Below are 21,067 nucleotides of genomic sequence, written 5' to 3'. Positions count from 1 at the left end.
CGGTTTAGCCACGGCGCTTGGCGCGGATGGATTCGATTTCTTCCGGGCGCTTGGCAGCGGCCAGCTTGTCGAGCACGCCATTGACGAACTTGTGGCCATCGCTGCCGCCAAAAGTCTTGGCCAGCTCGATGGATTCGTTGACGATCACCGGGTACGGCGTTTCCGGCGTGTGGATGATCTCGAACGCCGCAGCCAGCAGCACGGCAGCCTCAACCGGGCTGACTTCGGCAAAGTCGCGATCGATATGCGGAACCAGCGCTTCCTTGAGCGCGGAGGCATCCTTGAGCGCACCGAACAAAATGCTGCGGAACAATGCCTCGTCGGCCTTGGCAAAACTGGTATCGCTATCGCGCAGATTGCGCTCGATCACCGCCGGCAAGTCGCCGGTCAGTTGCCATTGGTAAATGCCCTGCACGGCGAATTCGCGTGCGCGGCGGCGCGGCGACTTGGGCTTGGCCGGCTTGGCGGCGGGGGTCTGTTGCTCGCTCATGCTTCCAGCGCCTCTTGCAGATTGCGTTGCAGATTGGCCATTTCGACCGCCACACGTGCGGCATCCGCACCCTTTTCGACCATGCGCACTTCGGCTTGCTCGTCGGTTTCGGTGGTGAGGATGGCGTTGGCAATCGGCAGACCGTAGTCGAGACCGACACGGGTCACGCCCGCGCCCGATTCATTCGACACCAGCTCGAAGTGGTAAGTCTCGCCGCGGATAATGGCGCCCAGTGCGATCAGCGCGTCATACTCGCCCGATTCGGCCAGTGTTTGCAGCACCAGCGGGATTTCCAGTGCACCCGGCACGGTCATCAGCAGGATGTCCTGCTCGGCCACGCCCAGGCTGGCCAGTTCGCTCAGGCAGGCATCGCGCAGGCCATGGCAGACGGGGGTATTGAAGCGCGCCATCACGATGGCAATGCGCAGGCCCGCACCATTCAGGTCGGGTTCGATCACGGAGATTCCGCTCATCAGTGTTTTCCTTGTTGCAGGCATTCGAAACCGGTGATTTCCAGTCCGAAGCCGGTCATGCTGGGGATTTTTCGTTCCGGCGAGAGCAAGCGCATCTTGCCCACACCCAGTGATTTGAGCATTTGCGCACCAATCCCGTAGGTACGCAAATCCCATTTACGCGGTTTTTCCAGCTGCAGCTCGGGCAGCGCCCGCGCCAGCACGTCCTCGCCACTTTCATCGCGGTGCAGCAGGATCATCACGCCGCTGTCACTGCGCGCAATGGCTTCCAGCGACGCCGGCACGCTCCACGAATGGCCCGTGTGGCTCAGATCCAGCCAGTCCATCACCGACAGCGGCTCGTGCACGCGCACCAGCGTTTCGGTATCCGGCGTCGGCTGCCCCTTCACCAGCGCCAGATGCGTGGCGGTAGAGAGTTTGTCGCGGAACACGGCCAGCTCGAATTCGCCGGCAAAGGTGTTGATTTTACGCTTTCCTGCGCATTCGATCAGCGATTCTGTCTGGCTGCGGTAATGAATCAGGTCGGCAATGGTGCCCACCTTCAGATCATGCTCGGCGGCAAAGGCCAGCAATTGCGGCAGCCGCGCCATGGTGCCGTCGTCGTTCATGATCTCGCAGATCACCGATGCAGGCTGCAAACCGGCCAGCATGGCCAGATCACAGCCGGCCTCGGTATGGCCGGCGCGCACCAGCACGCCACCCGGTTGCGCCAGCAGCGGGAACACATGCCCGGGCGAGACGATATCGCTGGGCTTGGCGTCGAAGGCCACCGCACGCTTGATGGTGAGGGCACGATCATGCGCCGAAATGCCGGTACTCACGCCCTCGGCCGCCTCGATCGACACGGTGAAATTGGTGCCATGGCCCGAGCCATTGTGTGCCACCATCAGCGGCAGGTTGAGCTGCTTGCCGCGCTCGGCGGTCAGGGTCAGACAGATCAGCCCACGGCCGTACTTGGCCATGAAATTGATGATCTCGGGGGTGACGAAATCCGCCGCCAGCACCAGATCACCTTCATTCTCGCGATCCTCCTCGTCGACAAGGATGACCATCTTGCCCAGACGGATGTCGGCAATGATGTCCTGGATCGGCGAGATGTTCACTGCGGTCATGGGCGAGCCTCCAAGGACAGCATGCGTTCCACGTAGCGTGCAATCAAGTCGATTTCCAGATTCACCTTACTGCCGGCAGCCAGGCCGCCCAGCGTGGTGACCTGCAGCGTATGCGGGATCAGGTTGATCGAGAACTCGCAGCCGCCGTCCACATCGCGCACGAAGTTAGTGGTGAGCGATACGCCATTCACCACCACCGAGCCTTTCACGGCCAGGTATTTGGCCAGTGCTTGCGGGGCACGCACCACCAGCTCGCGGTTGTCGCCCACCGGGTCGAACGACACCACGTCGCCAATACCGTCCACATGGCCGGAGACCAGATGGCCACCCAGCCGCGCGTTCACGCGCAGCGCTTTTTCCAGATTGACACGGTTGCCGGCACGATCCAGCCCCACCGTGCAGCGCAGCGATTCGTCCGACACATCAATGGTGAAGCGATTGTCAGGCAACAGGCTGGTCACCGTCATGCAGGCGCCGTTGTGGGTGATGCTGTCACCCAGGCCCACATCGGTGAAGTCCAGCCCCGGCGCATGCACGGTCAGGCGGACGCCGCCGGCAAAGGGCTCAACGTGCTCGATGGTGGCAACGGTTTCTACGATTCCGGTAAACATGGTCTGCTCCCTGTGGCCCGCTTGTGGCGGTGCATTTGGTCAATCAAGACAGAGTCGGGGCGAGTTGCCCCGCTTCAAGCCTTGTGCCGTCATTTATTGCGCCGCCTCGCCACTCAGCGCGGCGGCATCGGTAAAGCGCAAAGTGATGCGCTGGTCGTCGCCCACCATGCGGCGCTCGAATACGCGAGGCGTCAGTTTGTCCGCCAGGCTGGCCAGATCGAACTCGGCTACGCCACGGCCGTTGCCGATCAGCACCGGCGCCTGATACAGGATCACTTCATCCACCAGCCCAGCCTGCAGCAATACACCGGCCAGTGCACCGCCCGCCTCCACCGTCACTTCGTTCATGCCGCGCCGGCCCAGCTCGTCCAGTAGCGCCGCCAGATCGACACGCCCATCGGTGCCGGCCAGCAGCATGACCTCCGCCCCGGCCGCCTGCAGCGCCTGCCGCCGTGCGGCATCACCCTGCGCAGCAACGATCAGCACGCCCGGTGTCTGCAGCAGCTTCGCCGTTGGCGGCGTGCGCAAGCGGCTGTCGACCACCACGCGCAGCGGCTGGCGCCCTTGCCAGTCCACGCCTTGCGGATCACGCACGGTGAGTTGTGGATCATCGGCCAGCACGGTGCCGATGCCGGTCAGCATGGCGCACGAGCGGGCGCGCAAGCGCTGCACATCAGCACGCGCGGCCGGCCCGGTAATCCATTGCGATTGCCCATCAGCCAATGCGGTGCGGCCATCCAGGCTGGCCGCCATCTTGATGCGCAGCCACGGCCGGCCCCGCACCATGCGGCTGAGAAAACCCTTGTGATGCTCCAGCGCGGCATCGCGCAGCACGCCGGCCTGCGCCGGAATACCCGCGTCGTTCAGACGGCTCAGGCCACGCCCGGCTACCAGCGGATTGGGGTCGCGCAAGGCGGCTACCACGCGCACCACGCCCGCAGCAATCAGCCCATCCGCGCACGGCGGCGTGCGGCCATGGTGGCTGCATGGCTCCAGCGTCACATAGGCCGTTGCGCCGCGTGCCGCGTCGCCCGCCATGCGCATGGCCATCACCTCGGCATGCGGGCCGCCGGCCTGCTGGCTATGCCCCTCGCCGACGATCACGCCATCCCTGACCAGCACGCAGCCCACGCATGGATTGGGCGTGGTATTGCATTGGCCGCGCTTAGCCAATGCCAGCGCGTGCTGCATCCAGTAGTGGTCTGTTGCGGCTTGCGTGTCGCTCATGCACGCTGCCCCGGCGTGAGCTGCGCCAGCCACTGCGCCAACCAGACCTGCGTTTGCCGCTTCAGCTGCGCGCCATGCTCGACACCCAGCGCGCGCAGTCCAGCCAGATCAATGCCCTGCCCGGCCAGCTCGCCAGCATGACCTATCATCCACTGCTCTTGCCGCTGCGCATCGAACTCCGGGTGGCACTGGAAGGCCAGCGCACGCTCGCCCCAGCTGTAAACCTGATGCGGATAGGCGGCGCTCGACGCCAGCAGGGTCGCCCCCTCGGGCAAATCGAAGGTATCACCGTGCCAGTGCAACATGGTGGTATGCGGTGTGGTCAGCGCAGCGATGCCGGCGGCCGCGCCAGCCGCAGTGGCCGTCAGCGGATACCAGCCGATTTCCTTTTCATGGCCCGGATAAACGCGCGCACCAAGCGCTGCCGCCATCAATTGCGACCCCAGGCAGATGCCCAGCGTTGGGCGACCGGCACGCAGCCAGCGGCCGATGGCCGCAATTTCCGCATGCAGCCACGGATAACTGTCGGTCTCGTAGGCGCCGATCGGGCCACCCAGCACGACCAGCAGATCGCGGTCGTCCGCGCCATCCAGCTGTGCCGGATCATCAATCCCCGCTTCCAGATAGCGGATGGCATAGCCGGCAGCCTGCAACGGCGCGGCCAGCGTGCCCAGGTCTTCGAACGCCACATGGCGGATTGCCCAGCAGGTTTGCGTCACGAGCTATTCCTTTTTGGTTACTTCACGGATCACGTCACGGAAATCATCGACATCGGAGAAGCTGCGGTAAACCGAGGCAAACCGGATGTAGGCCACCTTGTCCAGCTTGGCCAGCTCGGCCATCACCATCTCGCCGATCTGGCGCGACATGATTTCGCGGTCACCCACCGTGAGCACACGCTGGATGATGCGGGCAATGGCCTCGTCCACCAGATGCGTGGGCACCGGGCGCTTGTGCAGCGCGCGCTGGAAGGAGGTGCGGATTTTCTCGCGGTCGAAATCGACGCGCTGGCCGGTGGTCTTCACCACCTGGGGCATGCGGACTTCGGCGGTCTCGAAGGTGGTGAAGCGTTTGTCGCACACTGCGCAGCGGCGGCGGCGACGGATGACATCGCCCTCATCGGACACACGCGAATCAACCACCGTCGTATCGGGGGAACCACAAAACGGGCACTTCATCCGCATTCACTCCTGCACACACGATACAGCGCACAAAAAGGCAAAAGGGTGGAGCAAGCCCCACCCTGTCATACTCAGCCCGAAACCGGTGTTACGCGGTGTAGACCGGGAAGCGCGCGGTCAGCGCCTTGACCTTCTCGGCTACGGCAGCCAGGTTCGCTTCGTCGTTCGGGTTGTCCAGCACGTCGGCAATCAGGTTGGCCACTTCGACTGCTTCGGCTTCCTTGAAGCCACGTGTGGTGATGGCCGGCGAACCGATGCGGATGCCCGAGGTCACGAACGGGCTTTCCGGGTCGTTCGGGATGGCGTTCTTGTTGACGGTGATGTGCGCCTTGCCCAGTGCGGCATCGGCAGCCTTGCCGGTCAGGCCCTTGGGGCGCAGGTCAACCAGGAACACGTGCGACTCGGTACGACCCGAGATGATGCGCACGCCACGGGCAGCCAGTGCGGTCGCCATGGCTTGGGCGTTCTTGGCAACCTGCTCTTGATACACCTTGAATTCCGGTGTTGCCGCTTCCTTGAACGCAACGGCCTTGCCGGCGATCACGTGCATCAGCGGGCCGCCTTGCAGGGTCGGGAACACGTTGGAGTTCAGTTGCTTTTCGAACTCGGCCTTGGCCAGGATGATGCCGCCGCGCGGGCCGCGCAATGTCTTGTGCGTAGTCGAAGTCACAAAGTGTGCGTGCGGCACCGGGTTCGGGTACACGCCGGCAGCGATCAGGCCGGCGTAGTGCGCCATGTCGACCATGAAGTAAGCGCCAACCTTGTCGGCGATTTCACGCATGCGCGCCCAGTCGAAACGCAGCGCATAGGCCGAAGCGCCGCCAATCAGCAGCTTGGGCTTGGTTTCCAGCGCAATGCGCTCCATTTCGTCGTAATCGATTTCTTCGTTTTCGTTCAGGCCGTAGGCAACGATATTGAACAGCTTGCCCGACAGGTTGGCCGGCGAGCCGTGTGTAAGGTGGCCACCGTGGCCCAGGTTCATGCCCATTACGGTGTCGCCCGGCTTCAGGATGCTGAAGTAGACGGCCTGGTTGGCTTGCGAACCCGAATGCGGCTGCACGTTGGCGTATTCAGCACCGAACAGTGCCTTCACGCGGTCGATGGCCAGTTGTTCGATTACGTCGACATATTCACAGCCGCCGTAGAAACGCTTGCCCGGGTAACCCTCGGCATACTTGTTGGTCAGTTGCGAGCCTTGCGCTTCCATCACGGCCGGGCTGGTGTAGTTTTCCGAGGCAATCAGCTCGATGTGCTCGTGCTGACGAACGACTTCACCCTGCAGGGCGGCGTTGAGTTCGGGATCGTACTGGGCGAGGGTGACGGCGCGGGAGAACATGGCGGCAAGTTCCGTAAATGACTGGAAAGAGGCGCATTTTAGCACGGCGACGTCATTTTTCGCATTGCAACGGAAACGCGGCTGTCATGAATTCCGTTCATGCAAGCCCCGACTGGGCAACGTAAAGCAATGTCAATGGCAAGCCCAACCCAGCCAACAGGGACAACAAAGCATCGAAGACCGCAAACGTGCGACCAAGCAAGTTGCTGGCGCCAAATGCACTCATCGCCCTGCATCGTACTTGGCTACTCAGGCAAAATGCCCAGAAGGTCACAAAGTACCCCAGCAGTTCGTCCATGCAAGACCGTCCTATTGCTGCGTGTGCCCGCTCGGCCGCTTCTTCCATATCTTGAAGAAGGCAAGGATGCGCTTGCGCCAGCTCATCCGCTCATCCGCCATCGCATCCAGGAACTCACTCAGGCCGCGCGAGCGCATCAAGGTATAGAAGGTCAACAGCATGGTCGGGATCAAGGTCGCCATCAGGATGCCGAATTTGGTCCACGGCGCCTCATGGGTGAAATCGAAGATGTTCATGCCCAGAAAACCGCTGGCGGTGGTGCCGACCATGCCAAGGATGGTCACCACCGTCAGCCGCACCACGGTATCGGCCTGGCGGCGCAGGTCGTCGTTTTCCAGATACTGGTTCATGTTCTGCACCGAGGCCTGCACCTCGTCGAACAGCGCCTCGGTGCCCAGGTGGTTGCGCAGCATGCTGTAAAGGTGGGCCGCCACCATCTGGTTGGAGACCTCGCGGAACCAGTAACGCTGGCGGAAGCGCAGGAACACCTCCAGCTGCAAACGGATATCGCGCTTGAACATGCGCACTGACAGCGGGTCGCGGATATTCAGTTGCGACAGCAAGGCCGCCACGCGATCGGAGAACAGCAGCAATGCCGCCTTGTGGAAGTGTGCAACCAGGGTCAGCAGGAACAATTGGTGGCGAAACTGCCCCAGCGCACCGGTGCTGGCATCCGAGAAATGCTTGCGGCCATGCATGCCGACCATGACAAAGGCGTGCCCGTTGCACATCATGCGCGTGGAACCGGCTGCGGTTTTCTTGTCCGGTGCCCAGAAGCGGTCGAAACAGACCTCGCGCAAAAATTCCAGGAACAGCCGGCTGGAATGCGGTAGCGCATCCTGATCGCCCGGCCGGGTCACCATGCCCAGCTGATAGAAATCATCATCATCGAGCGCGAACGGGTCATCCAGCGACAGATAGGCCATCAGCGGCATGCGGTGGTATTCGATCTGTCGGTAGCGCACCGGGCCGGCCACGTCCGAGTGGTGCGGCACCATGGGCGCCAGCAGGAAATCCCAGTGGCTGGACAGCCGTGGCGAGCGGAACTGGCCCAGGTGAGCCAGATAGACCACGCGCTCGTCGTAATCCGAGACGGCAATCTCGCGCCCCACCGCATCCAGCCACGCGACGCGGCGCGGGCAACTGGCGGCTTCTTCATCTTCATCCCACTGCGCCGGGAAAGAGCGCCCGAAGCGGAACATGGTGTCCTGCACGCGCTTGAGCGGCAGGTCGTCGCCTTTCATTTCAAACGCGAGGATGACGATATCGATGTCATAAAAGAAATACAGGTCGATATGCGCGATGGGGAAGTCTATCGTGACGCCGTCCTTGAACGTCACCCGCACGGCCTGGATATCACAGCGGCGGAACACGTGCAGCGGCGAGCGGCCGTAGGTGGCCTCGCTATCGGCCTCGCTGCCGCCTTCGCCATACAAGAAACGCTGCACATAGGGCAGAAAGGTGATGAACTCGCGGTAGTGGCGCTCCTGGAACTCGGTCGCCGGGCAATCGAATTCGCCCGGGCGTGGCTGCCAGGGCGAGCCGGCCTTGGCGGCATCGCGCATACGTTCCCAGTGCCGGCCACCATGGTGATCGGTGGGCATCAATTGCAGCGGCCAGATCAGGATCTGGCGGAAATGCCGCACCAGCACATCCTCATCGCGCTCCATGCCTGCCCCCGCTCTTTTGACGCTGCGTTTATAGCACAGGCTCTGTGGCGACGCCGTGACGGGGCATATAACGCACTGATGGGGCAACACATCTTGTTGCAGCCGCAAACAAAAACGGCAGCCACTGGCTGCCGTTCCGCGCTGGCGCAAACGGGGTGCTACAAGCCCTTCACCGCGTAAATCGCCAGTGTATTGCGCCAGTAGCCCTGGTAATCCATGCCACAACCGAACAAGAAGCGATCCTGCACCTGCAGGCCGACAAAATCAGCCTTCACACCCGGCGCCTTGCGATCATGCTGCTTGTCCACCAGCACGGCCACCAGCACCTCGCGCGCGCCCTGCTTCTTGCAGTAGTCGATCACTGCGGCCAGCGTGTGGCCCTCATCGAGAATGTCATCCACGATGACCACCGAGCGGCCCTTCAGCTCTTCGCTCGGCGCCACTTTCCAGTTCAGCGCACCGCCGCTGGTTTCGTGGCGATAGCGCGTGGCGTGCAGATAAGAGCACTCCAGCGGAAAACGCAGCCGCGGCAGCAGGTGGCCGGCGACGATCAAACCACCATTCATGATGGTGTACACAATCGGGTTGGCATCAGCCAAACGGGCGGTCATGGCTGCCGCCATGCTGTCCAGCGCGGCCAGCACTTCGGCCTCGCTGTGCAGGCAGTCGGCGTTGTCGATAATCGTGCGGGCTTCAGGAAGTTCTAGTGTCATCGTCTATGCTCCCCCGTCCAGCCGGGGTCTTGTTTCAATGGTATAGCCAAAACCGGGGCAGCCCGGATACTCAGTGGCCGGCAAAATTACACACTGTATGCAGCGGGATGTTCAGGTCGCGAATCAGCTTCGAGCCACCCAGCTCGGGCAGATCGACGATGGCTGCAGCCTCGACCACTTCGGCACCAATGCGCGTCAGCAGCTTGGCAGCGGCAATCATGGTGCCGCCAGTGGCCACCAGATCGTCGATCAGCAGCACGCGGTCACCCGGCTTGCAGGCATCGGTATGGATCTCGACCGTGGCCGAACCGTATTCCAGCTCGTACTCTTCCTGCACTGTCAAAAAGGGCAACTTGCCCTTCTTGCGGATGGGCACGAAGCCCAGGTTCAGCTCATAGGCCACCACGGCACCCAGAATGAAGCCGCGCGCATCGACACCGGCAACGATGTCGAGCTGCTTGTCCATATAGCGGTGCACGAACAGATCAACCAACACGCGGAAGGTCTTGGGGTTTTGCAACAGCGGGGTGATGTCGCGAAACTGCACCCCGGGCTCGGGCCAATCCGGCACGGTACGGATATGGTTGCGGATATAGGTGCTATCCAGCGCACCCTCCTTCGAATGACTCATGCCGGTTGGCCTTTCAGAGGTTTACGGGAACAGCGCGAATTTCACGATCCACAGGATCGCAATCACTACCACGGCCGGCTTCAGATCCTTGAAACGGCCAGACAGCAGCTTGATGGCAGCATAGCTGATGAAGCCAAAGGCGATGCCGTCGGCAATCGAGAAGGTGAACGGCATGGCCAGCGCGGTGAGCACCGCTGGTGCCGACTCGGTCAGGTCGTCCCATTCGATTTCCGACAGACCACGTGCCATCAGCACCGCCACATAGCCCAGCGCCGGCGCGGTTGCATATGCCGGTACGGCGCCCGCCAGCGGCGCGAGGAACAGCGCAGCCAGGAACAGGATGGCCACCACCACGGCGGTCAGGCCGGTACGGCCACCCACGGCGGTGCCGGCTGCCGATTCGACATAAGCGGTGGTAGACGAGGTGCCCAATGCAGCACCCACTGAAATGGCAATGGAATCGGCCAGCAGTGCTTTTTTCAGGCGCGGCAGCTTGCCGTCCTTGTCCAGCAGGCCGGCACGGTGCGACACGCCGATCAGCGTGCCGGTGGTATCGAACAGATCGACAAAGAAAAACACAAACACCACACCCAGCAGGCCGACATTCATTGCACCGGACAAGTCCATCTTGAACAGGGTCGGCTCCAGCGACGGCGGCATGGAGACCACACCTTTGAACTCGGAAAGGTGCAGCGCAATCGACAACACGGTTACAGCCAGGATGCCGATGATGATGGAACCCGGCACCCGGCGGTATTCGAGCGCCACGATCAGGAAAAAGCCGAAGATGGCCAGCAACACCCTGGGATCATGCAGCGAACCCAGCGTGACCAGCGTGGCCGGCGAGCCGACCACCACGCCAGCACTCTTGAGCGCGATCAGCGCCAGGAAGAAACCCACGCCAGCCGAAATGGCAAACTTGAGCGACTGCGGAATCGCATTGACAATGGCCTCACGCACCTTGAACAGGCTGACGGCGAGGAACACGATGCCGGAGATGAATACCGCCCCCAGCGCCACCTGCCACGGCACGCCCATGCCCTTGACCACCGAGAAGGTGAAGTAGGCGTTCAGCCCCATACCCGGCGCCAGCGCCATCGGGTAATTGGCCACCAGGCCCATGATGGCAGTGCCCAGCGCGGCCGCGAGGCAGGTCGCCACGAAAACGGCGTTGAAATCCATGCCCGTCGCCGACAGGATGGACGGATTGACGAACACGATGTACGCCATGGTCAGGAACGTGGTGAAGCCGGCAATGACTTCGGTCCTGACGTCGGTGCCGTGCTCCTTGAGCTTGAACAGCTGTTCCAACATCTCAAAAACTCCCCAGTGATCTGTTTATTGGTATGCGGCCGAAAGGATCATTACAGACTTGTACCCACACCCAGCAGCGCCAGCACACCCAGCAAACCGAATATCGCAGCGGCAACAAAGCGCACCGAGCGCAGCAACTGCATGCGCGCGGAAACCCAGCTGCCGAGCAATACGGCCGGCACATTGGCCAGCATCATGCCCAGTGTCGTGCCCATCACCACCTGCCACAACGGGTGGTATTTCACCGCCAGCGCCACGGTGGCTATCTGTGTTTTATCGCCCATTTCGGCCAGAAAGAAAGCTATCGCCGTTGCAATAAAAGCGCCATAAGGCTTAACCGTAGCATCGCCCTCATCCATTTCGTCGGGAATCAAGGCCCAGGCGGCAATGGCAAGGAAGCCGAAACCCACGATCCAGCGCAGCCAGGACGGATCAAACACGCCCGCCAGCAAGGTGCCTACCCAACCAGCAGCAAAGTGGTTAAGCACGGTTGACACAAATATGCCGGCCACGATGGGCCAGCGGTGCGGGAAGCGCGCAGCAAGGATCAGCGCCAGCAACTGGGTCTTGTCACCCATTTCGGCAACGGCCACTACGCCAGTGGAAACGAGAAAGGCATCAAACATGAGGTCGGACTCCGGGATGGGCAATGGACGCGAGGCCGCTTTGCGGCGGCCCATCCAAGGCGCTGCAAAACAACCTCAAGTCTTGCCAGGCGGCTCATTGCGAACCGCTAGTTGCACCATGAAACACAGCCGGGCCGGTTTCAAGTCTGTTGATGCAACTCCCGCTGGTACAGCTGCGGGCGACTACTCCCCTGAAGAAGCGCGCAGTCTACCCGAGCCAGCTTACAAGTTCAACCTTACAAACGCATCCGTATGTCGGCTCGGTGCCACACTGCCCGATGCCGAACGGTCACGTCATCAGTGGGAAGCCAGCATGTGCTAGGGCCTGTTAACACTTATTTCGCGCTTGCGCTGGGCCGCAAAGAGGTCAGCTACAAGGCACGCAACGCGGCAATAACCGGTTATTGCCAAGGCGCGTAACGCCGTAGATGGCCTCTTTGCGGCCCAGCCCTGCGGGTTCGGGGTATTTCGGGCGGTTCGCTGCGTTGCAAACCGCTTGCGGTACCCGTACCGCGGCGCGTTCTGCGCCTTGCGCTCCATCCCGAACTACCCCGAACGCAAGCGTGAAATAAGTGTTAACAGGCCCTAGAACAATGACTGCCAACTATCGTCTGGGCCAACCTGCATATGGCACTCCCCTCACCCGTGATCGCTGCCCTGCATGACCTGAATGCCATGCTGCGCCAATTCTGGCCCGATCGCACCATTCCTCTGGAATTTTGGTTGATCGAGGACGATGTGATTTTCTTCGACGCGTTGCAATACTTGCCTTGTTGCTTGGGTAGCCGCATGTATGAAACCGCTGACATCGCCATGCTGCCCGAAGGCTTTCGTGTGGCGCTGGCAATTTTCGATCTGGAAGACGGGTTTTCCGGTGAAGGCTGGCATGCCATCAACAACGCTGGCGAGGATGGTTTGCGCAACGCCATTGCCGCCTATCGCACCGTCGGCCTGCCGGTGCGCGCCGCCGCGCTGGAGCGCGTGTTGCTGGTTTATCTGGCAGGTACCGACGACACTGATGACTACCGGAACGCGGCACGCGGCGAACTGGCAGAACTGGTGGACGACCACGCAGCAACAGCCATCGTGCAGGCTTGGCTGCAACAAGAACCCGAGCGGCTGTTTGGGCCTATCTAAGTGTCATCTGCTGGCATGCAGGCTGCCAGCGCTTCCTTCGCACAACATCTGGAATCGCAGCGTACCCAGCGCAGCGCGTATACCAGTTCTCAGAGACTGGCCCGGATATGAGCCAGCAACCCATCGCAGCCATCCTCGACCAGATCGAGCACATGCTCGAAGCCATCGGCGCCGCCGTAATAGGGATCAGGCACTTCCTGCTCGTCGTGCCGCGTGGCGAACGCCAGAAACAACTTGAGCTTGTGGCGCTGTGAGGCCGGGCAGGCACGCTCCAGCAGGCGCAAATGTCCCTTGTCCATAGCCAGGATCAGATCAAACTGGCTGAAATCTGCCGGCTTGACCTCACGGGCGCGCAACGGCGACAAATCATAGCCACGCTTGGCGGCATGGGCGGTGGAGCGGCGGTCTGGCGCCTCGCCGATATGATAGTCATGCGTACCGGCCGAATCGACCACCACCTGGCCAGCCAAGCCAGCATCGGCCACGCGCTGGCGCAGCACGCCATCGGCAGTAGGGCTGCGGCAGATATTACCTGTGCAAATGAATAAAACAGCGTATTTGGTATTCATGCAAACCAACAGATTTTCGGTCAAAACGGGGCCGTTCACGCCGGATCAGGCATGCCTGCCAAGGGAACCGATATGTTACGTGCAAATCCAACGGCAACCCAAGCCGTGCCAGTCAGCCCCGGCGCATCATTTCCTTGCCAAGCTACAAAGACCCGAGTTAGCAAATACGTTACATTGTGCTTTGTATGGCGCCGTACGGGCACAGCACCCACCTACAGGAGCACGTCATGACCACTCCCGAAAAGCCCAAGGGCCCTGCGTCGTATTTCCCGTCGATTGAAAAACAGTATGGTCAGCCCGTCAGCCACTGGCTGGGCTTGCTGGGCAGCCTGCAAGGGCTGAAGCATATGGAAATGGTGGCCTGGCTGAAGAACGAGCACCAGCTTGGGCACGGCCATGCCAACGCGCTGGTGGCTCACTTCCTGGCGGATCAGAAAAAGTAGGCCCGTGCGCTGCCCGTCAATCCCACCACAGGCACAGCTCGCCCTGCACCGCGATATCGCGCGCCAACGCGGCCACCGTGCCGCCCCCTTGGTTCACGATGTCGGGGCAGAAGTCATAAACCTCGTCGGCAAAATCCATCAAGCCCAGCGGGGTTTGCAGCAGGCGCAGCTGAACGGTATCGGTCTCGGCTTGCCACAGGTCGATGCCGTAGGCTTGTTGCCAGCGCGCGAGCACTGCTTTCAGCTGAGGGGTGTCCATATCGAAATTGGCCGCGTTACTGGCGGCAATATCGAGCACGTCCAGCTGTGTCTGCCCGTGGCCGACGACCAGCTCCACCCCCTGTGCCGGCGGCTGGCACAAACTGCGTGTAGTGCCGACAAAGGCCACCAGGCCACCGGGCAGGCGTGGCCGCAGCAGGTTGAGCAGACGCCGGGCACGCCGCTCCGGCACCAGGGCCGAAATGGCGCCAGTGTAGTGCTGGCGTCCAAAATCACGCGTGGCAAAATCGCGTACGGATGCACCGGCAACTTGCTGTAGCAGTGGCGCTACCTGGGCCAGCAGCGGGTCTGCCAATTCGGGCAACGCCTGTATTGGCGCAGTGCGCAGCAATGCGGAAAACGTGCGGGTAAGGACGTTGAGCATGGTTTCCTCGGCCAAGGGTCAATTCACACGATGCAAGGCAGCGCTGGCCGTTACACTACGGCGTCATGATGTAGTTCGGACCACCGCGCCAGCAAGGCAGCAGAGGGAAATGCAGCAACCTCGAAGCGCGCCGGCGCGTATGTGCCGGGGCACAGCATGGTGCCGGCATCGGCCACTACTTGTGCCCATGGCACCATCACCAGCCGGTCATCGCTGCGTTTGAAAGCAATCCGGTCGGTCTGGGGCAGTAGCGAATGAACGCCCTCGGCCCAGCTGCAGTAGCTGAAGACCTCCCCTTGTGCGTCGCGCACGGCGCTGTAGCTGGCGACAAACACATCCGTGCCCTCACGCTCAAACTTCTGCTCCAGCAGCTGCTTTTGTGCGGCATAGTCCTGCGCTTCGCTCCCCACGCGCAGCAGCTGCAGCGCCGCCACGCAGGACGGCGGCTGCCATGCCGCCCACCCTTGTGGCCCCAGCCTCAGCAGCAGTGGGGACAGCGGTCGCGGTTGCTGCAGGATATTGGCCGCCGCCTCCACCAGGGGCAGCAATGCAGCCTCGTTCTGATCACCCGTCACCAGCAGTACGGAGCGGTTGGGAATCATCACGACCGGAGCACCACGCAGCGGCAAGCGGTGCAGCATATCGGTCAACAAGATGCGCGCCGCATCATGGCAATCCTCATACGGGCTGCGGAACACGCCCCCCATGTCCTCCAGCGGCTGGGTCGAACGTGCCCGCAAATTGAGCAGCGCATCCTGATAGGCCGTGTCGAAGTCCACGCCCCAGTCGGCAAGATGCTGTGCCGACAACCGGGCCATGGCGTATTCGGTGTCATATACCAGGCTGATCTCCAGATCGGCCCCCAGTGCGCGAAACGCAGCATCTTCATCATCATCGAGCTGCAATGCCTGCAGCCCACGCTCGGCGGCAGGCCGGACCGCCGGCAGCAGGTGCGGGCGGGCATCTGCATAGCTGTCCGGCAGATGCGCCTGCAACTGGACCATGGCTGTGGCATGCAGCATGCTGCGCCGCTGGCTGCGACTGGCTGCCAGATACTCGGCGTACATGGTTGCCAGATTGATCACGCCCTCCGGCTTGCCGGACGCGGTCGAGGGCAAGAAAAGCCGCTCCTCCAGCGCATCGAACTGCCAGGGCCGCACATCGCCCAGCTCGCTCAGCTTGCCCTGCAGCAGCCGTGCATAACGTGCCATGGTTGGCGGGCGAAAAAAATCCAGAATCGACATGACGGCCCCTCACGGCACAGAATGGATTTAATCTAGCATGCAGCAACATCATGAATGATGTCAGTTTGAGTAAATAATGCATTAAGCAACATATCCACCACACGCCCAGGAAGCACGATGAACAGCACCTACACCGACCCCGACGGCCTGCCCCGCTGCCACTGGTGCAGCGCCACTGACCAATACATCAGCTACCACGATCTTGAATGGGGTTACCCGGTGGCCGATGACGTGCGGCTGTTCGAGAAAATCTGCCTGGAAGGTTTTCAATCCGGGCTGAGCTGGCGCACCATCCTCGCCAAGCGCGACAACTTCCGCGCGGCCTTCGATGGCTTCGACTTCCACCGCATCGCCACCTATACCGACGCCGACATCAGCCGCCTGCTGGCCAATGCCGGCATCGTGCGCCACCGCGGCAAGATCGAGGCCGTGATCAACAACGCCAACCGCGCGCTGGCGCTGGTGCAGGAAGCAGGCTCGCTCGCTGCCTTTTTCTGGCGCTACGAAGCCAGACCGGAAACGCAGGTCGAACCACAAACCGTCAGCACCACCGAGCTGTCGCATACGCTGTCGAAAGCGCTGAAAAAGCGCGGCTGGAAATTCGTCGGCCCCACCACCGTCTACGCCTTCATGCAGGCCATGGGGCTGGTGAATGACCATGCCACTGACTGTGCGTTCCGGCAGAAGGTCGCCGATGCCAGGGTTGGATTCATGCGGCCGGGCGATGAAGGTAAAACGCCATGAGCAATATCAAATGGGTGTGTTTCGACTGCCGCATCGGCGTGCGACGCAGCGGCACAGATGAGAACGTGCGCTGCCCCGGATGCGCCCGCCCCTGCACGGCGCTGGGCACCCGCATACTGCTACCGCCCAAACATCGCGCCAACAGAATGGCTGGCACTGTTTGTGGCCATCCACAGCGCCAGCCGGGCCCGGATGTTGAGGTGGGATCAGGCCCAGGTATTCAGCGCCCACAAAAACGAGAAACTGCCCATGCGCGTGCTGCTGCAGCAACAAATCAAGGATCTGCAGGCCCAACCCGCCACGCCGCGCAGCAACCGCCCGCTTGCCCGGGCGCTGCGCGATCTGTGCAAGGTGGAGCGGGCTTGTTTTCCGCATGGCTGAGCCGGATCGCCGCATGAGCCCAGGTCTGGCGCGGGTGATACGCCTTGCGTTTGTGCTGTGCATTGCCGGGCTGGTGGCGATCGCGGTCTTGCCACGATCCCGGTCACCGGATGCATCGACATGGCACAAGCGGCAATGGACCAGCGCGCATCTGAGCACGATTCAATCGGCCCTTGTGTAATGGCAACACGATCACGGCCGCGATCTGCCCGCTGCAGCGGGTCTGGACACACTGCCCCGCCGGGCCAGCAGGATGCTTATCTCGCATGGCTACCGAACGATGCCTGGGATCATCCTTTCCGCTACCGGCCCGAACAGCCGGAGCTCTGCCTGTATTCGATGGGGCCGGATGGTGTGGACAATGGCGGCAAGGGCGATGACATCGCGGAACTGGCCGCCACAGGCCTTGCATCCCCTTGCGCCTCGGCGCCCCCCCCCCCCCCGGCCTGCCCGGCGCAGGAGCTGGCATCATGCTTTCCGCAGCGCGACGATGCCGACCAGGCAGCATCGTACAAGGGTTGTGGTCCATGCCATCAAACGGCGATAATCGCAAAACAACTGAGCCTGAACCCACGCGGATCTGGCCAGCGGCTCAAAGCAATCTCACGGGCCCGCAACTGGTGAAAGTGAACACAAGCACATGGAAAAACTGGCTGGCTGGATGCTGATGGGCGGAATTACGCTCTTCTACATTACTTTCAAAATCTACCCTATGTTCATTCGCCGGCGATGCATTGCTTTGGGGTTGCAACCAGAGTCGATCAGCCCGGCCGGCATGATTGCGCTGCGCCAGACAGGTTTAATCTGGCACTTCTACATCGCCTTGGGCGTGGCCATCCTGCTGATCATCGGGGGAACCATCATTCTGTCGTGATTTCCAATCGCCCCTGCAGCTTGCGCCACGCCGCCCCATCCAGCACATAAGCCGCAAACAGAAAATCCCGAATGCTGGCAATCCGGCCTTGCCGCCATTCAAGCAGCACCATATGCGCCGGTTGATCGGGCCGGGTGTGGTCGTAGACCAGCATGGCCGGGTGCTGCTCGAACGTGCCTAAGGCGTAGCACCATTTCGGTTCTGCAGCATAGCGGCTGAAATACGGGGCAATTTGCTCGCGGCCGGCGAGTTTGAGGCGGTTGACCAGCTCCAGTTGCACGTCTTCGGCCAGCAGCGCGCGGATGGCGTCAAAGTCGCCTTGCTGGAAGAGCTGTACATAGCTGGCCAGTTTTTCAGCATCGGCGCGCGCTGGTGTGGCGATGGGCTTTGCGGCACGTTGCCGCAATGTACTGCGGCCGCGCTGCAGTGCCGATTTGGCCGCCGCCGGGGTGCTGCCGGCGATGGCAGCAATCTCCTCCACCGTATGGCCGAGCACATCCTTGAGGATGACGGCGCAGCGTTGCAACTCGGGCAGTTGCAGAAAGGCATGAAAACCGAGCGTGACGATATCGGTGTCAGGCCGTGCGGCATGGGCCATACCTTCATCCAGCGGCACCAGTTCGACACGCGCGCGGCGGCGCAGGAAATCCAGACAGCAGTTGTGCGCAATGCGCAGCAGCCAGCCGCCAAGGTTGTCCACCATTGCACCGTCGGCCTGCGCGTGCAGCGCCTTGACCAGCGCGTCCTGCAGCACGTCCTCGCCATCAATGGCCGAGCCGGTCATGCGCGCGCAGTAGCGATGCAGCCGTGGCCGCAGCGCCCGCAGGCGCGCTTCGAAATCCGCTTCACTCATGGCTTGTTTACCAGCCCCTTCCGATGGTCATCTGGCCAAACTGCCAAGATAGCGTTGATGAAGATATGTGTCTGCCCGGCGGGAGCACGCAGGTACCTCGCGATACAGTCTGCCGGGGAATGGCAAAGCTGCCGCCATCGCCCGGCAAAACCAAGTGGCACTTATGCAAGCGCGTTTTCACGTTCCGCACTGAAAGCCAGTTCGCCCGACATGGCATCAAAGCGCGCCAGCGCCAATATCTGCGGAAAATACGCCTGCATGCGCGGGTCGGCCCGCATGGTCTCGACGGCAGCCGGGCTATCCCATTCCGAATAGATGATCACTGCGCTGCCATCCGGCGCGGCAATCAGGCGCGTGCGCCGCCAGCCGGCCAGGGTGCGGATGACGGTGTCGATGTTCTGCTGCAGCAAAGCAAGCAGCGCAGCCTGATTGGCCGGTTCGACCTGCAAGCGGTTGATCAGAATGATGGGGTTGGTCGCCATGGGGTGTCTCCTGTTCATATGGACACCTGCTAGACGAAACGGCAGCGCAAAACGGATCGCACGACGCAAAATATTGCTGCATCGCCCACCGCTGCCCATCAAATCAGCCTGCCATGATGAGCCCGCAGCATTTCACTGAAATTTCATCTTTACTCACAAGAACTGGCAAAATTTTTCGTAAAAACAAGATGTTTGACCATCATGCCGACAGCATCTATGTTCAGACGGATACGCCAACAGCATGGGTGACGAGATGAGTGATTTCAGCGCGCAGGATGAAAAAGACGGCTTCAAGCTCAAGCTCTGGCGCGGCGAGCGCATGTGCTTGCTAGGGCTGGATGTTGCCCAGCCCGAGGATGATCTGGCCGGCTTTGCCATTGAGGTACAGGCGCCGGACAGCAACGAGTTCAAACCGCTGCCCAACCGGCTCAACTTCAGCTACGACAAGCCAACGCATGAAGCCGTCACCGGCGCACGGCTGTACTCGTCGCTGGAGGCGCCGTTCCAGCGCTTTCGCTGGATCGACTTTCCTGCCGAGCAGCAGCCGGGTGAATACCGCTATCGCGTCACCAAGATGCACATGCCGCAGGACGGCAAGCTGGTGGCCGGCAGCCAGCTCACGCTCGGCCTGTCGCTGGACCCGGTCACCTACGCTGATTTTCTGGATGTTGGCTTCACGCGCAACTTTGCATCGTCGCAGGCGTTCAGCGACAGATATGGCACCAAGCCACAGCTGATCCCCGCTCAGGCCGACGACGGGCTGGCTTTCCACAAGACCGATGCAGATGCCTATACCTGGCTGGGTTTCGAGGCACTGGAACTGATCAAGGGCGTGCTCGACGAAGCCGTGGCCAATACCGACCTGAGCATCGAACTGCTGGCCTACGACCTGAACGAGCCCGATCTGGTGGCCCGGCTGGCCGATCTGGGCCCTCGCCTGCGCGCCGTGATTGATGACTCGGGCAGCCATGCCCCTGCCCACAGCGCAGAGAGCCAGGCCGCCGCACGTTTCGCCGCCTCGGCCGGTGCCGGCAATGTGCGCCGCACCCACTTTCAGGGGCTGCAACACCACAAGGTGCTGATCGTAAAGCGCAAGGGCACACCCGAGAAGGTGCTGTTCGGCTCCACCAATTTCAGCTTCCGTGGCCTGTATATCCAGGCCAATAACGTCATCGTGGTGCAATCGCCCGCTGCTGCAGCGCTGTTTGCCAATGTGTTCGAGCAGGCCTTCAGCAACCCGGCCGGCTTTGCCAACAACCCGCTGGCGCTGCAATGGCATCTGGTGCAGGCCGCCCCCGGCCAGCCATCGCTGCAGTTCTGCTTTTCGCCGCACCGTGATAGCGGTCTATCGCTCAACCCGCTGGCCGCAGCCATCGATCAGGCGTCATCATCGGTGCTGTATTCGATTGCCTTCCTCAACCAGATCAAGACCGGCCCCACCCGTGAGGCACTGGACCGGCTGATGGACAGCCCGCTGTTCAGCTACGGTGTGGTCAACAGCGATACTGGCCTGATCGTGAACAAGCCGGATCACACGCAAGGCGTGGTCGATTTTGCCTATCTGTCGGCCAAAGCGCCCGAGCCGTTCAAGAGCGAATGGTCGGGCGGCGCCGGCATCCATATCCACCACAAATTCGTCGTCACCGACTTCAACCTGCCCACGGCGCGCGTGTTTACCGGCTCGTCCAACCTCTCGCCCAGCGGCGAGGAAGGCAACGGCGACAATCTGGTGATGATTCAGGATCAGCGCATTGCCACCAGCTACGCCATCGAAGCGCTGCGCATGTTCGACCACCTGCACTTCCGCACTGCCATGCAGCAGGCGCTGGCCAACAACCCGCAAACCGCCCCCAAGGCGCTGACCTTGCGCAAACCCACAGCCATCAGCGGCCAGCCGGCATGGTTTGCCGATTTCTACGCAGCTGATTCGCAAAAGGCCAAGGACAGGCAGTTGTTTTCGTCCTGAGTGCGTCTACTCCTCAAATGGCAGGGGTGGTTCGCCACCCCGTGCCGTT

General features: G+C 61.8%; 26 protein-coding genes. 7 read left to right on the top strand and 19 right to left on the bottom strand.

From position 1 onward, the window contains the following. Positions 1-4: 4 nt before the first annotated feature. From nusB to B9A19_RS10900, 14 genes are all read right to left on the bottom strand, one after another. Complete coding sequence (gene nusB / locus B9A19_RS10965) at positions 5-490, bottom strand: transcription antitermination factor NusB (protein WP_084090836.1); 486 nt, start codon at positions 488-490, stop codon at positions 5-7. Continuing rightward, positions 487-963, bottom strand: a complete 477-nt coding sequence (gene ribH / locus B9A19_RS10960; RefSeq protein WP_084090835.1) for a 6,7-dimethyl-8-ribityllumazine synthase — start codon at positions 961-963, stop codon at positions 487-489. The genes nusB and ribH overlap by 4 nt, the downstream gene beginning before the upstream one ends. Then, positions 963-2,075 carry a bifunctional 3,4-dihydroxy-2-butanone-4-phosphate synthase/GTP cyclohydrolase II gene (gene ribBA / locus B9A19_RS10955; protein ID WP_245804328.1) on the bottom strand — a complete coding sequence of 371 codons (1,113 nt, stop codon included), beginning with the start codon at positions 2,073-2,075 and terminating at the stop codon, positions 963-965. The genes ribH and ribBA overlap by 1 nt, the downstream gene beginning before the upstream one ends. Continuing rightward, positions 2,072-2,686 carry a riboflavin synthase gene (locus B9A19_RS10950; protein ID WP_084090834.1) on the bottom strand — a complete coding sequence of 205 codons (615 nt, stop codon included), beginning with the start codon at positions 2,684-2,686 and terminating at the stop codon, positions 2,072-2,074. Before B9A19_RS10950 ends, ribBA begins: the two co-directional genes overlap by 4 nt. Positions 2,687-2,779: 93 nt before the next feature. Then, on the bottom strand, positions 2,780-3,913 hold the full coding sequence (gene ribD / locus B9A19_RS10945) for a bifunctional diaminohydroxyphosphoribosylaminopyrimidine deaminase/5-amino-6-(5-phosphoribosylamino)uracil reductase RibD (protein WP_084090833.1): 1,134 nt from the start codon (positions 3,911-3,913) through the stop codon (positions 2,780-2,782). After that, positions 3,910-4,632, bottom strand: coding sequence for a glutamine amidotransferase (locus B9A19_RS10940; protein WP_084090832.1), 723 nt, complete (start codon positions 4,630-4,632; stop codon positions 3,910-3,912). Before B9A19_RS10940 ends, ribD begins: the two co-directional genes overlap by 4 nt. A gap of 3 nt (positions 4,633-4,635) precedes the next feature. After that, positions 4,636-5,091, bottom strand: coding sequence for a transcriptional regulator NrdR (gene nrdR, locus B9A19_RS10935; protein WP_084090831.1), 456 nt, complete (start codon positions 5,089-5,091; stop codon positions 4,636-4,638). Between the two features lie 91 nt (positions 5,092-5,182). Next, the gene (gene glyA, locus B9A19_RS10930) at positions 5,183-6,430 is read right to left on the bottom strand and encodes a serine hydroxymethyltransferase (RefSeq protein WP_084090830.1); all 1,248 of its coding nucleotides are present in this window, start codon (positions 6,428-6,430) and stop codon (positions 5,183-5,185) included. A gap of 97 nt (positions 6,431-6,527) precedes the next feature. After that, positions 6,528-6,728 (bottom strand): hypothetical protein, encoded by a 201-nt coding sequence (locus B9A19_RS10925; protein ID WP_084090829.1) that lies wholly within the window; start codon positions 6,726-6,728, stop codon positions 6,528-6,530. Between the two features lie 11 nt (positions 6,729-6,739). Beyond that, positions 6,740-8,398 (bottom strand): magnesium transporter CorA family protein, encoded by a 1,659-nt coding sequence (locus B9A19_RS10920; RefSeq protein WP_084090828.1) that lies wholly within the window; start codon positions 8,396-8,398, stop codon positions 6,740-6,742. A 158-nt stretch (positions 8,399-8,556) separates the two neighbouring features. Continuing rightward, positions 8,557-9,111 carry a hypoxanthine-guanine phosphoribosyltransferase gene (locus B9A19_RS10915; protein WP_084090827.1) on the bottom strand — a complete coding sequence of 185 codons (555 nt, stop codon included), beginning with the start codon at positions 9,109-9,111 and terminating at the stop codon, positions 8,557-8,559. 70 nt (positions 9,112-9,181) lie between these two features. Next, positions 9,182-9,742: an adenine phosphoribosyltransferase gene (locus B9A19_RS10910; protein ID WP_084090826.1), complete on the bottom strand. Its 561-nt coding sequence runs from the start codon at positions 9,740-9,742 to the stop codon at positions 9,182-9,184. A gap of 21 nt (positions 9,743-9,763) precedes the next feature. After that, positions 9,764-11,056 carry an NCS2 family permease gene (locus B9A19_RS10905; RefSeq protein WP_084090825.1) on the bottom strand — a complete coding sequence of 431 codons (1,293 nt, stop codon included), beginning with the start codon at positions 11,054-11,056 and terminating at the stop codon, positions 9,764-9,766. A gap of 50 nt (positions 11,057-11,106) precedes the next feature. Beyond that, positions 11,107-11,682, bottom strand: a complete 576-nt coding sequence (locus B9A19_RS10900) for a TMEM165/GDT1 family protein (protein ID WP_084090878.1) — start codon at positions 11,680-11,682, stop codon at positions 11,107-11,109. A 627-nt stretch (positions 11,683-12,309) separates the two neighbouring features. Here B9A19_RS10900 and B9A19_RS10895 point away from each other — a divergent pair. Then, a complete protein-coding gene (locus B9A19_RS10895) occupies positions 12,310-12,819 on the top strand; it encodes a hypothetical protein (protein ID WP_139798780.1) in 510 nt (169 codons plus the stop codon). 89 nt (positions 12,820-12,908) lie between these two features. On the opposite strand, the gene B9A19_RS10890 is transcribed toward B9A19_RS10895, so the two are convergent. Further along, a complete protein-coding gene (locus B9A19_RS10890) occupies positions 12,909-13,388 on the bottom strand; it encodes a low molecular weight protein-tyrosine-phosphatase (RefSeq protein WP_084090877.1) in 480 nt (159 codons plus the stop codon). 227 nt (positions 13,389-13,615) lie between these two features. Here B9A19_RS10890 and B9A19_RS10885 point away from each other — a divergent pair, with 227 nt between their 5' ends. Further along, a complete protein-coding gene (locus tag B9A19_RS10885) occupies positions 13,616-13,831 on the top strand; it encodes a DUF4287 domain-containing protein (RefSeq protein ID WP_084090823.1) in 216 nt (71 codons plus the stop codon). Between the two features lie 16 nt (positions 13,832-13,847). Here B9A19_RS10885 and B9A19_RS10880 read toward each other — a convergent pair whose 3' ends face one another. Together B9A19_RS10880 and B9A19_RS10875 are read right to left on the bottom strand one after the other, a co-directional pair. Beyond that, on the bottom strand, positions 13,848-14,474 hold the full coding sequence (locus tag B9A19_RS10880; protein WP_139798779.1) for a DUF4253 domain-containing protein: 627 nt from the start codon (positions 14,472-14,474) through the stop codon (positions 13,848-13,850). A gap of 50 nt (positions 14,475-14,524) precedes the next feature. Continuing rightward, positions 14,525-15,718, bottom strand: a complete 1,194-nt coding sequence (locus B9A19_RS10875; RefSeq protein ID WP_084090821.1) for a DUF1444 domain-containing protein — start codon at positions 15,716-15,718, stop codon at positions 14,525-14,527. Between the two features lie 117 nt (positions 15,719-15,835). On the opposite strand from B9A19_RS10875, the gene B9A19_RS10870 reads away from it, so the two are divergent. The 4 genes from B9A19_RS10870 (at position 15,836) to B9A19_RS10855 (ending at position 17,717) form a co-directional block, all read left to right on the top strand. Further along, a complete protein-coding gene (locus B9A19_RS10870; protein ID WP_084090820.1) occupies positions 15,836-16,462 on the top strand; it encodes a DNA-3-methyladenine glycosylase I in 627 nt (208 codons plus the stop codon). A 249-nt stretch (positions 16,463-16,711) separates the two neighbouring features. After that, positions 16,712-16,843: a hypothetical protein gene (locus tag B9A19_RS23310; protein ID WP_281249562.1), complete on the top strand. Its 132-nt coding sequence runs from the start codon at positions 16,712-16,714 to the stop codon at positions 16,841-16,843. Positions 16,844-16,963: 120 nt separating this feature from the next. Beyond that, on the top strand, positions 16,964-17,467 hold the full coding sequence (locus tag B9A19_RS23455) for a type II secretion system protein GspG (RefSeq protein ID WP_084090818.1): 504 nt from the start codon (positions 16,964-16,966) through the stop codon (positions 17,465-17,467). Positions 17,468-17,483: 16 nt separating this feature from the next. Next, positions 17,484-17,717: a hypothetical protein gene (locus tag B9A19_RS10855; protein ID WP_139798778.1), complete on the top strand. Its 234-nt coding sequence runs from the start codon at positions 17,484-17,486 to the stop codon at positions 17,715-17,717. Here the strand turns inward: B9A19_RS10855 and B9A19_RS10850 are convergent. Together B9A19_RS10850 and B9A19_RS10845 are read right to left on the bottom strand one after the other, a co-directional pair. Further along, positions 17,704-18,570 (bottom strand): sigma-70 family RNA polymerase sigma factor, encoded by an 867-nt coding sequence (locus B9A19_RS10850; RefSeq protein WP_084090816.1) that lies wholly within the window; start codon positions 18,568-18,570, stop codon positions 17,704-17,706. The two genes, B9A19_RS10855 and B9A19_RS10850, sit on opposite strands and share 14 nt — an antisense overlap. A gap of 161 nt (positions 18,571-18,731) precedes the next feature. Beyond that, positions 18,732-19,052 carry an antibiotic biosynthesis monooxygenase gene (locus tag B9A19_RS10845; RefSeq protein ID WP_176216885.1) on the bottom strand — a complete coding sequence of 107 codons (321 nt, stop codon included), beginning with the start codon at positions 19,050-19,052 and terminating at the stop codon, positions 18,732-18,734. A gap of 253 nt (positions 19,053-19,305) precedes the next feature. On the opposite strand from B9A19_RS10845, the gene B9A19_RS10840 reads away from it, so the two are divergent. After that, complete coding sequence (locus B9A19_RS10840) at positions 19,306-21,018, top strand: phospholipase D-like domain-containing protein (protein ID WP_084090876.1); 1,713 nt, start codon at positions 19,306-19,308, stop codon at positions 21,016-21,018. Positions 21,019-21,067: the final 49 nt, after the last annotated feature.

It is taken from the genome of Andreprevotia lacus DSM 23236 (assembly GCF_900176275.1).
GTDB classification, from domain to species: domain Bacteria; phylum Pseudomonadota; class Gammaproteobacteria; order Burkholderiales; family Chitinibacteraceae; genus Andreprevotia; species Andreprevotia lacus.
The sequence above is the reverse complement of the archived record's forward strand: the minus strand, read 5'-3'. Positions and strand labels throughout refer to the sequence as shown.

What these genes read in the sequence shown, in the direction of transcription:
- glyA (WP_084090830.1), bottom strand. Translation starts at nt 6,430, where the DNA reads ATGTTCTCCCGCGCCGTCACCCTCGCCCAGTACGATCCCGAACTCAAC.
- B9A19_RS10895 (WP_139798780.1), top strand. Translation starts at nt 12,310, where the DNA reads ATGGCACTCCCCTCACCCGTGATCGCTGCCCTGCATGACCTGAATGCC.
- B9A19_RS10870 (WP_084090820.1), top strand. Translation starts at nt 15,836, where the DNA reads ATGAACAGCACCTACACCGACCCCGACGGCCTGCCCCGCTGCCACTGG.
- B9A19_RS23310 (WP_281249562.1), top strand. Translation starts at nt 16,712, where the DNA reads ATGCGCGTGCTGCTGCAGCAACAAATCAAGGATCTGCAGGCCCAACCC.
- B9A19_RS10950 (WP_084090834.1), bottom strand. Translation starts at nt 2,686, where the DNA reads ATGTTTACCGGAATCGTAGAAACCGTTGCCACCATCGAGCACGTTGAG.
- B9A19_RS23455 (WP_084090818.1), top strand. Translation starts at nt 16,964, where the DNA reads ATGGCACAAGCGGCAATGGACCAGCGCGCATCTGAGCACGATTCAATC.
- B9A19_RS10910 (WP_084090826.1), bottom strand. Translation starts at nt 9,742, where the DNA reads ATGAGTCATTCGAAGGAGGGTGCGCTGGATAGCACCTATATCCGCAAC.
- ribBA (WP_245804328.1), bottom strand. Translation starts at nt 2,075, where the DNA reads ATGACCGCAGTGAACATCTCGCCGATCCAGGACATCATTGCCGACATC.
- B9A19_RS10900 (WP_084090878.1), bottom strand. Translation starts at nt 11,682, where the DNA reads ATGTTTGATGCCTTTCTCGTTTCCACTGGCGTAGTGGCCGTTGCCGAA.
- B9A19_RS10915 (WP_084090827.1), bottom strand. Translation starts at nt 9,111, where the DNA reads ATGACACTAGAACTTCCTGAAGCCCGCACGATTATCGACAACGCCGAC.
- B9A19_RS10880 (WP_139798779.1), bottom strand. Translation starts at nt 14,474, where the DNA reads ATGCTCAACGTCCTTACCCGCACGTTTTCCGCATTGCTGCGCACTGCG.
- ribH (WP_084090835.1), bottom strand. Translation starts at nt 963, where the DNA reads ATGAGCGGAATCTCCGTGATCGAACCCGACCTGAATGGTGCGGGCCTG.
- nusB (WP_084090836.1), bottom strand. Translation starts at nt 490, where the DNA reads ATGAGCGAGCAACAGACCCCCGCCGCCAAGCCGGCCAAGCCCAAGTCG.
- nrdR (WP_084090831.1), bottom strand. Translation starts at nt 5,091, where the DNA reads ATGAAGTGCCCGTTTTGTGGTTCCCCCGATACGACGGTGGTTGATTCG.
- B9A19_RS10840 (WP_084090876.1), top strand. Translation starts at nt 19,306, where the DNA reads ATGAGTGATTTCAGCGCGCAGGATGAAAAAGACGGCTTCAAGCTCAAG.
- B9A19_RS10905 (WP_084090825.1), bottom strand. Translation starts at nt 11,056, where the DNA reads ATGTTGGAACAGCTGTTCAAGCTCAAGGAGCACGGCACCGACGTCAGG.
- B9A19_RS10890 (WP_084090877.1), bottom strand. Translation starts at nt 13,388, where the DNA reads ATGAATACCAAATACGCTGTTTTATTCATTTGCACAGGTAATATCTGC.
- B9A19_RS10875 (WP_084090821.1), bottom strand. Translation starts at nt 15,718, where the DNA reads ATGTCGATTCTGGATTTTTTTCGCCCGCCAACCATGGCACGTTATGCA.
- B9A19_RS10855 (WP_139798778.1), top strand. Translation starts at nt 17,484, where the DNA reads ATGGAAAAACTGGCTGGCTGGATGCTGATGGGCGGAATTACGCTCTTC.
- B9A19_RS10845 (WP_176216885.1), bottom strand. Translation starts at nt 19,052, where the DNA reads ATGGCGACCAACCCCATCATTCTGATCAACCGCTTGCAGGTCGAACCG.
- B9A19_RS10920 (WP_084090828.1), bottom strand. Translation starts at nt 8,398, where the DNA reads ATGGAGCGCGATGAGGATGTGCTGGTGCGGCATTTCCGCCAGATCCTG.
- B9A19_RS10885 (WP_084090823.1), top strand. Translation starts at nt 13,616, where the DNA reads ATGACCACTCCCGAAAAGCCCAAGGGCCCTGCGTCGTATTTCCCGTCG.
- ribD (WP_084090833.1), bottom strand. Translation starts at nt 3,913, where the DNA reads ATGAGCGACACGCAAGCCGCAACAGACCACTACTGGATGCAGCACGCG.
- B9A19_RS10925 (WP_084090829.1), bottom strand. Translation starts at nt 6,728, where the DNA reads ATGGACGAACTGCTGGGGTACTTTGTGACCTTCTGGGCATTTTGCCTG.
- B9A19_RS10850 (WP_084090816.1), bottom strand. Translation starts at nt 18,570, where the DNA reads ATGAGTGAAGCGGATTTCGAAGCGCGCCTGCGGGCGCTGCGGCCACGG.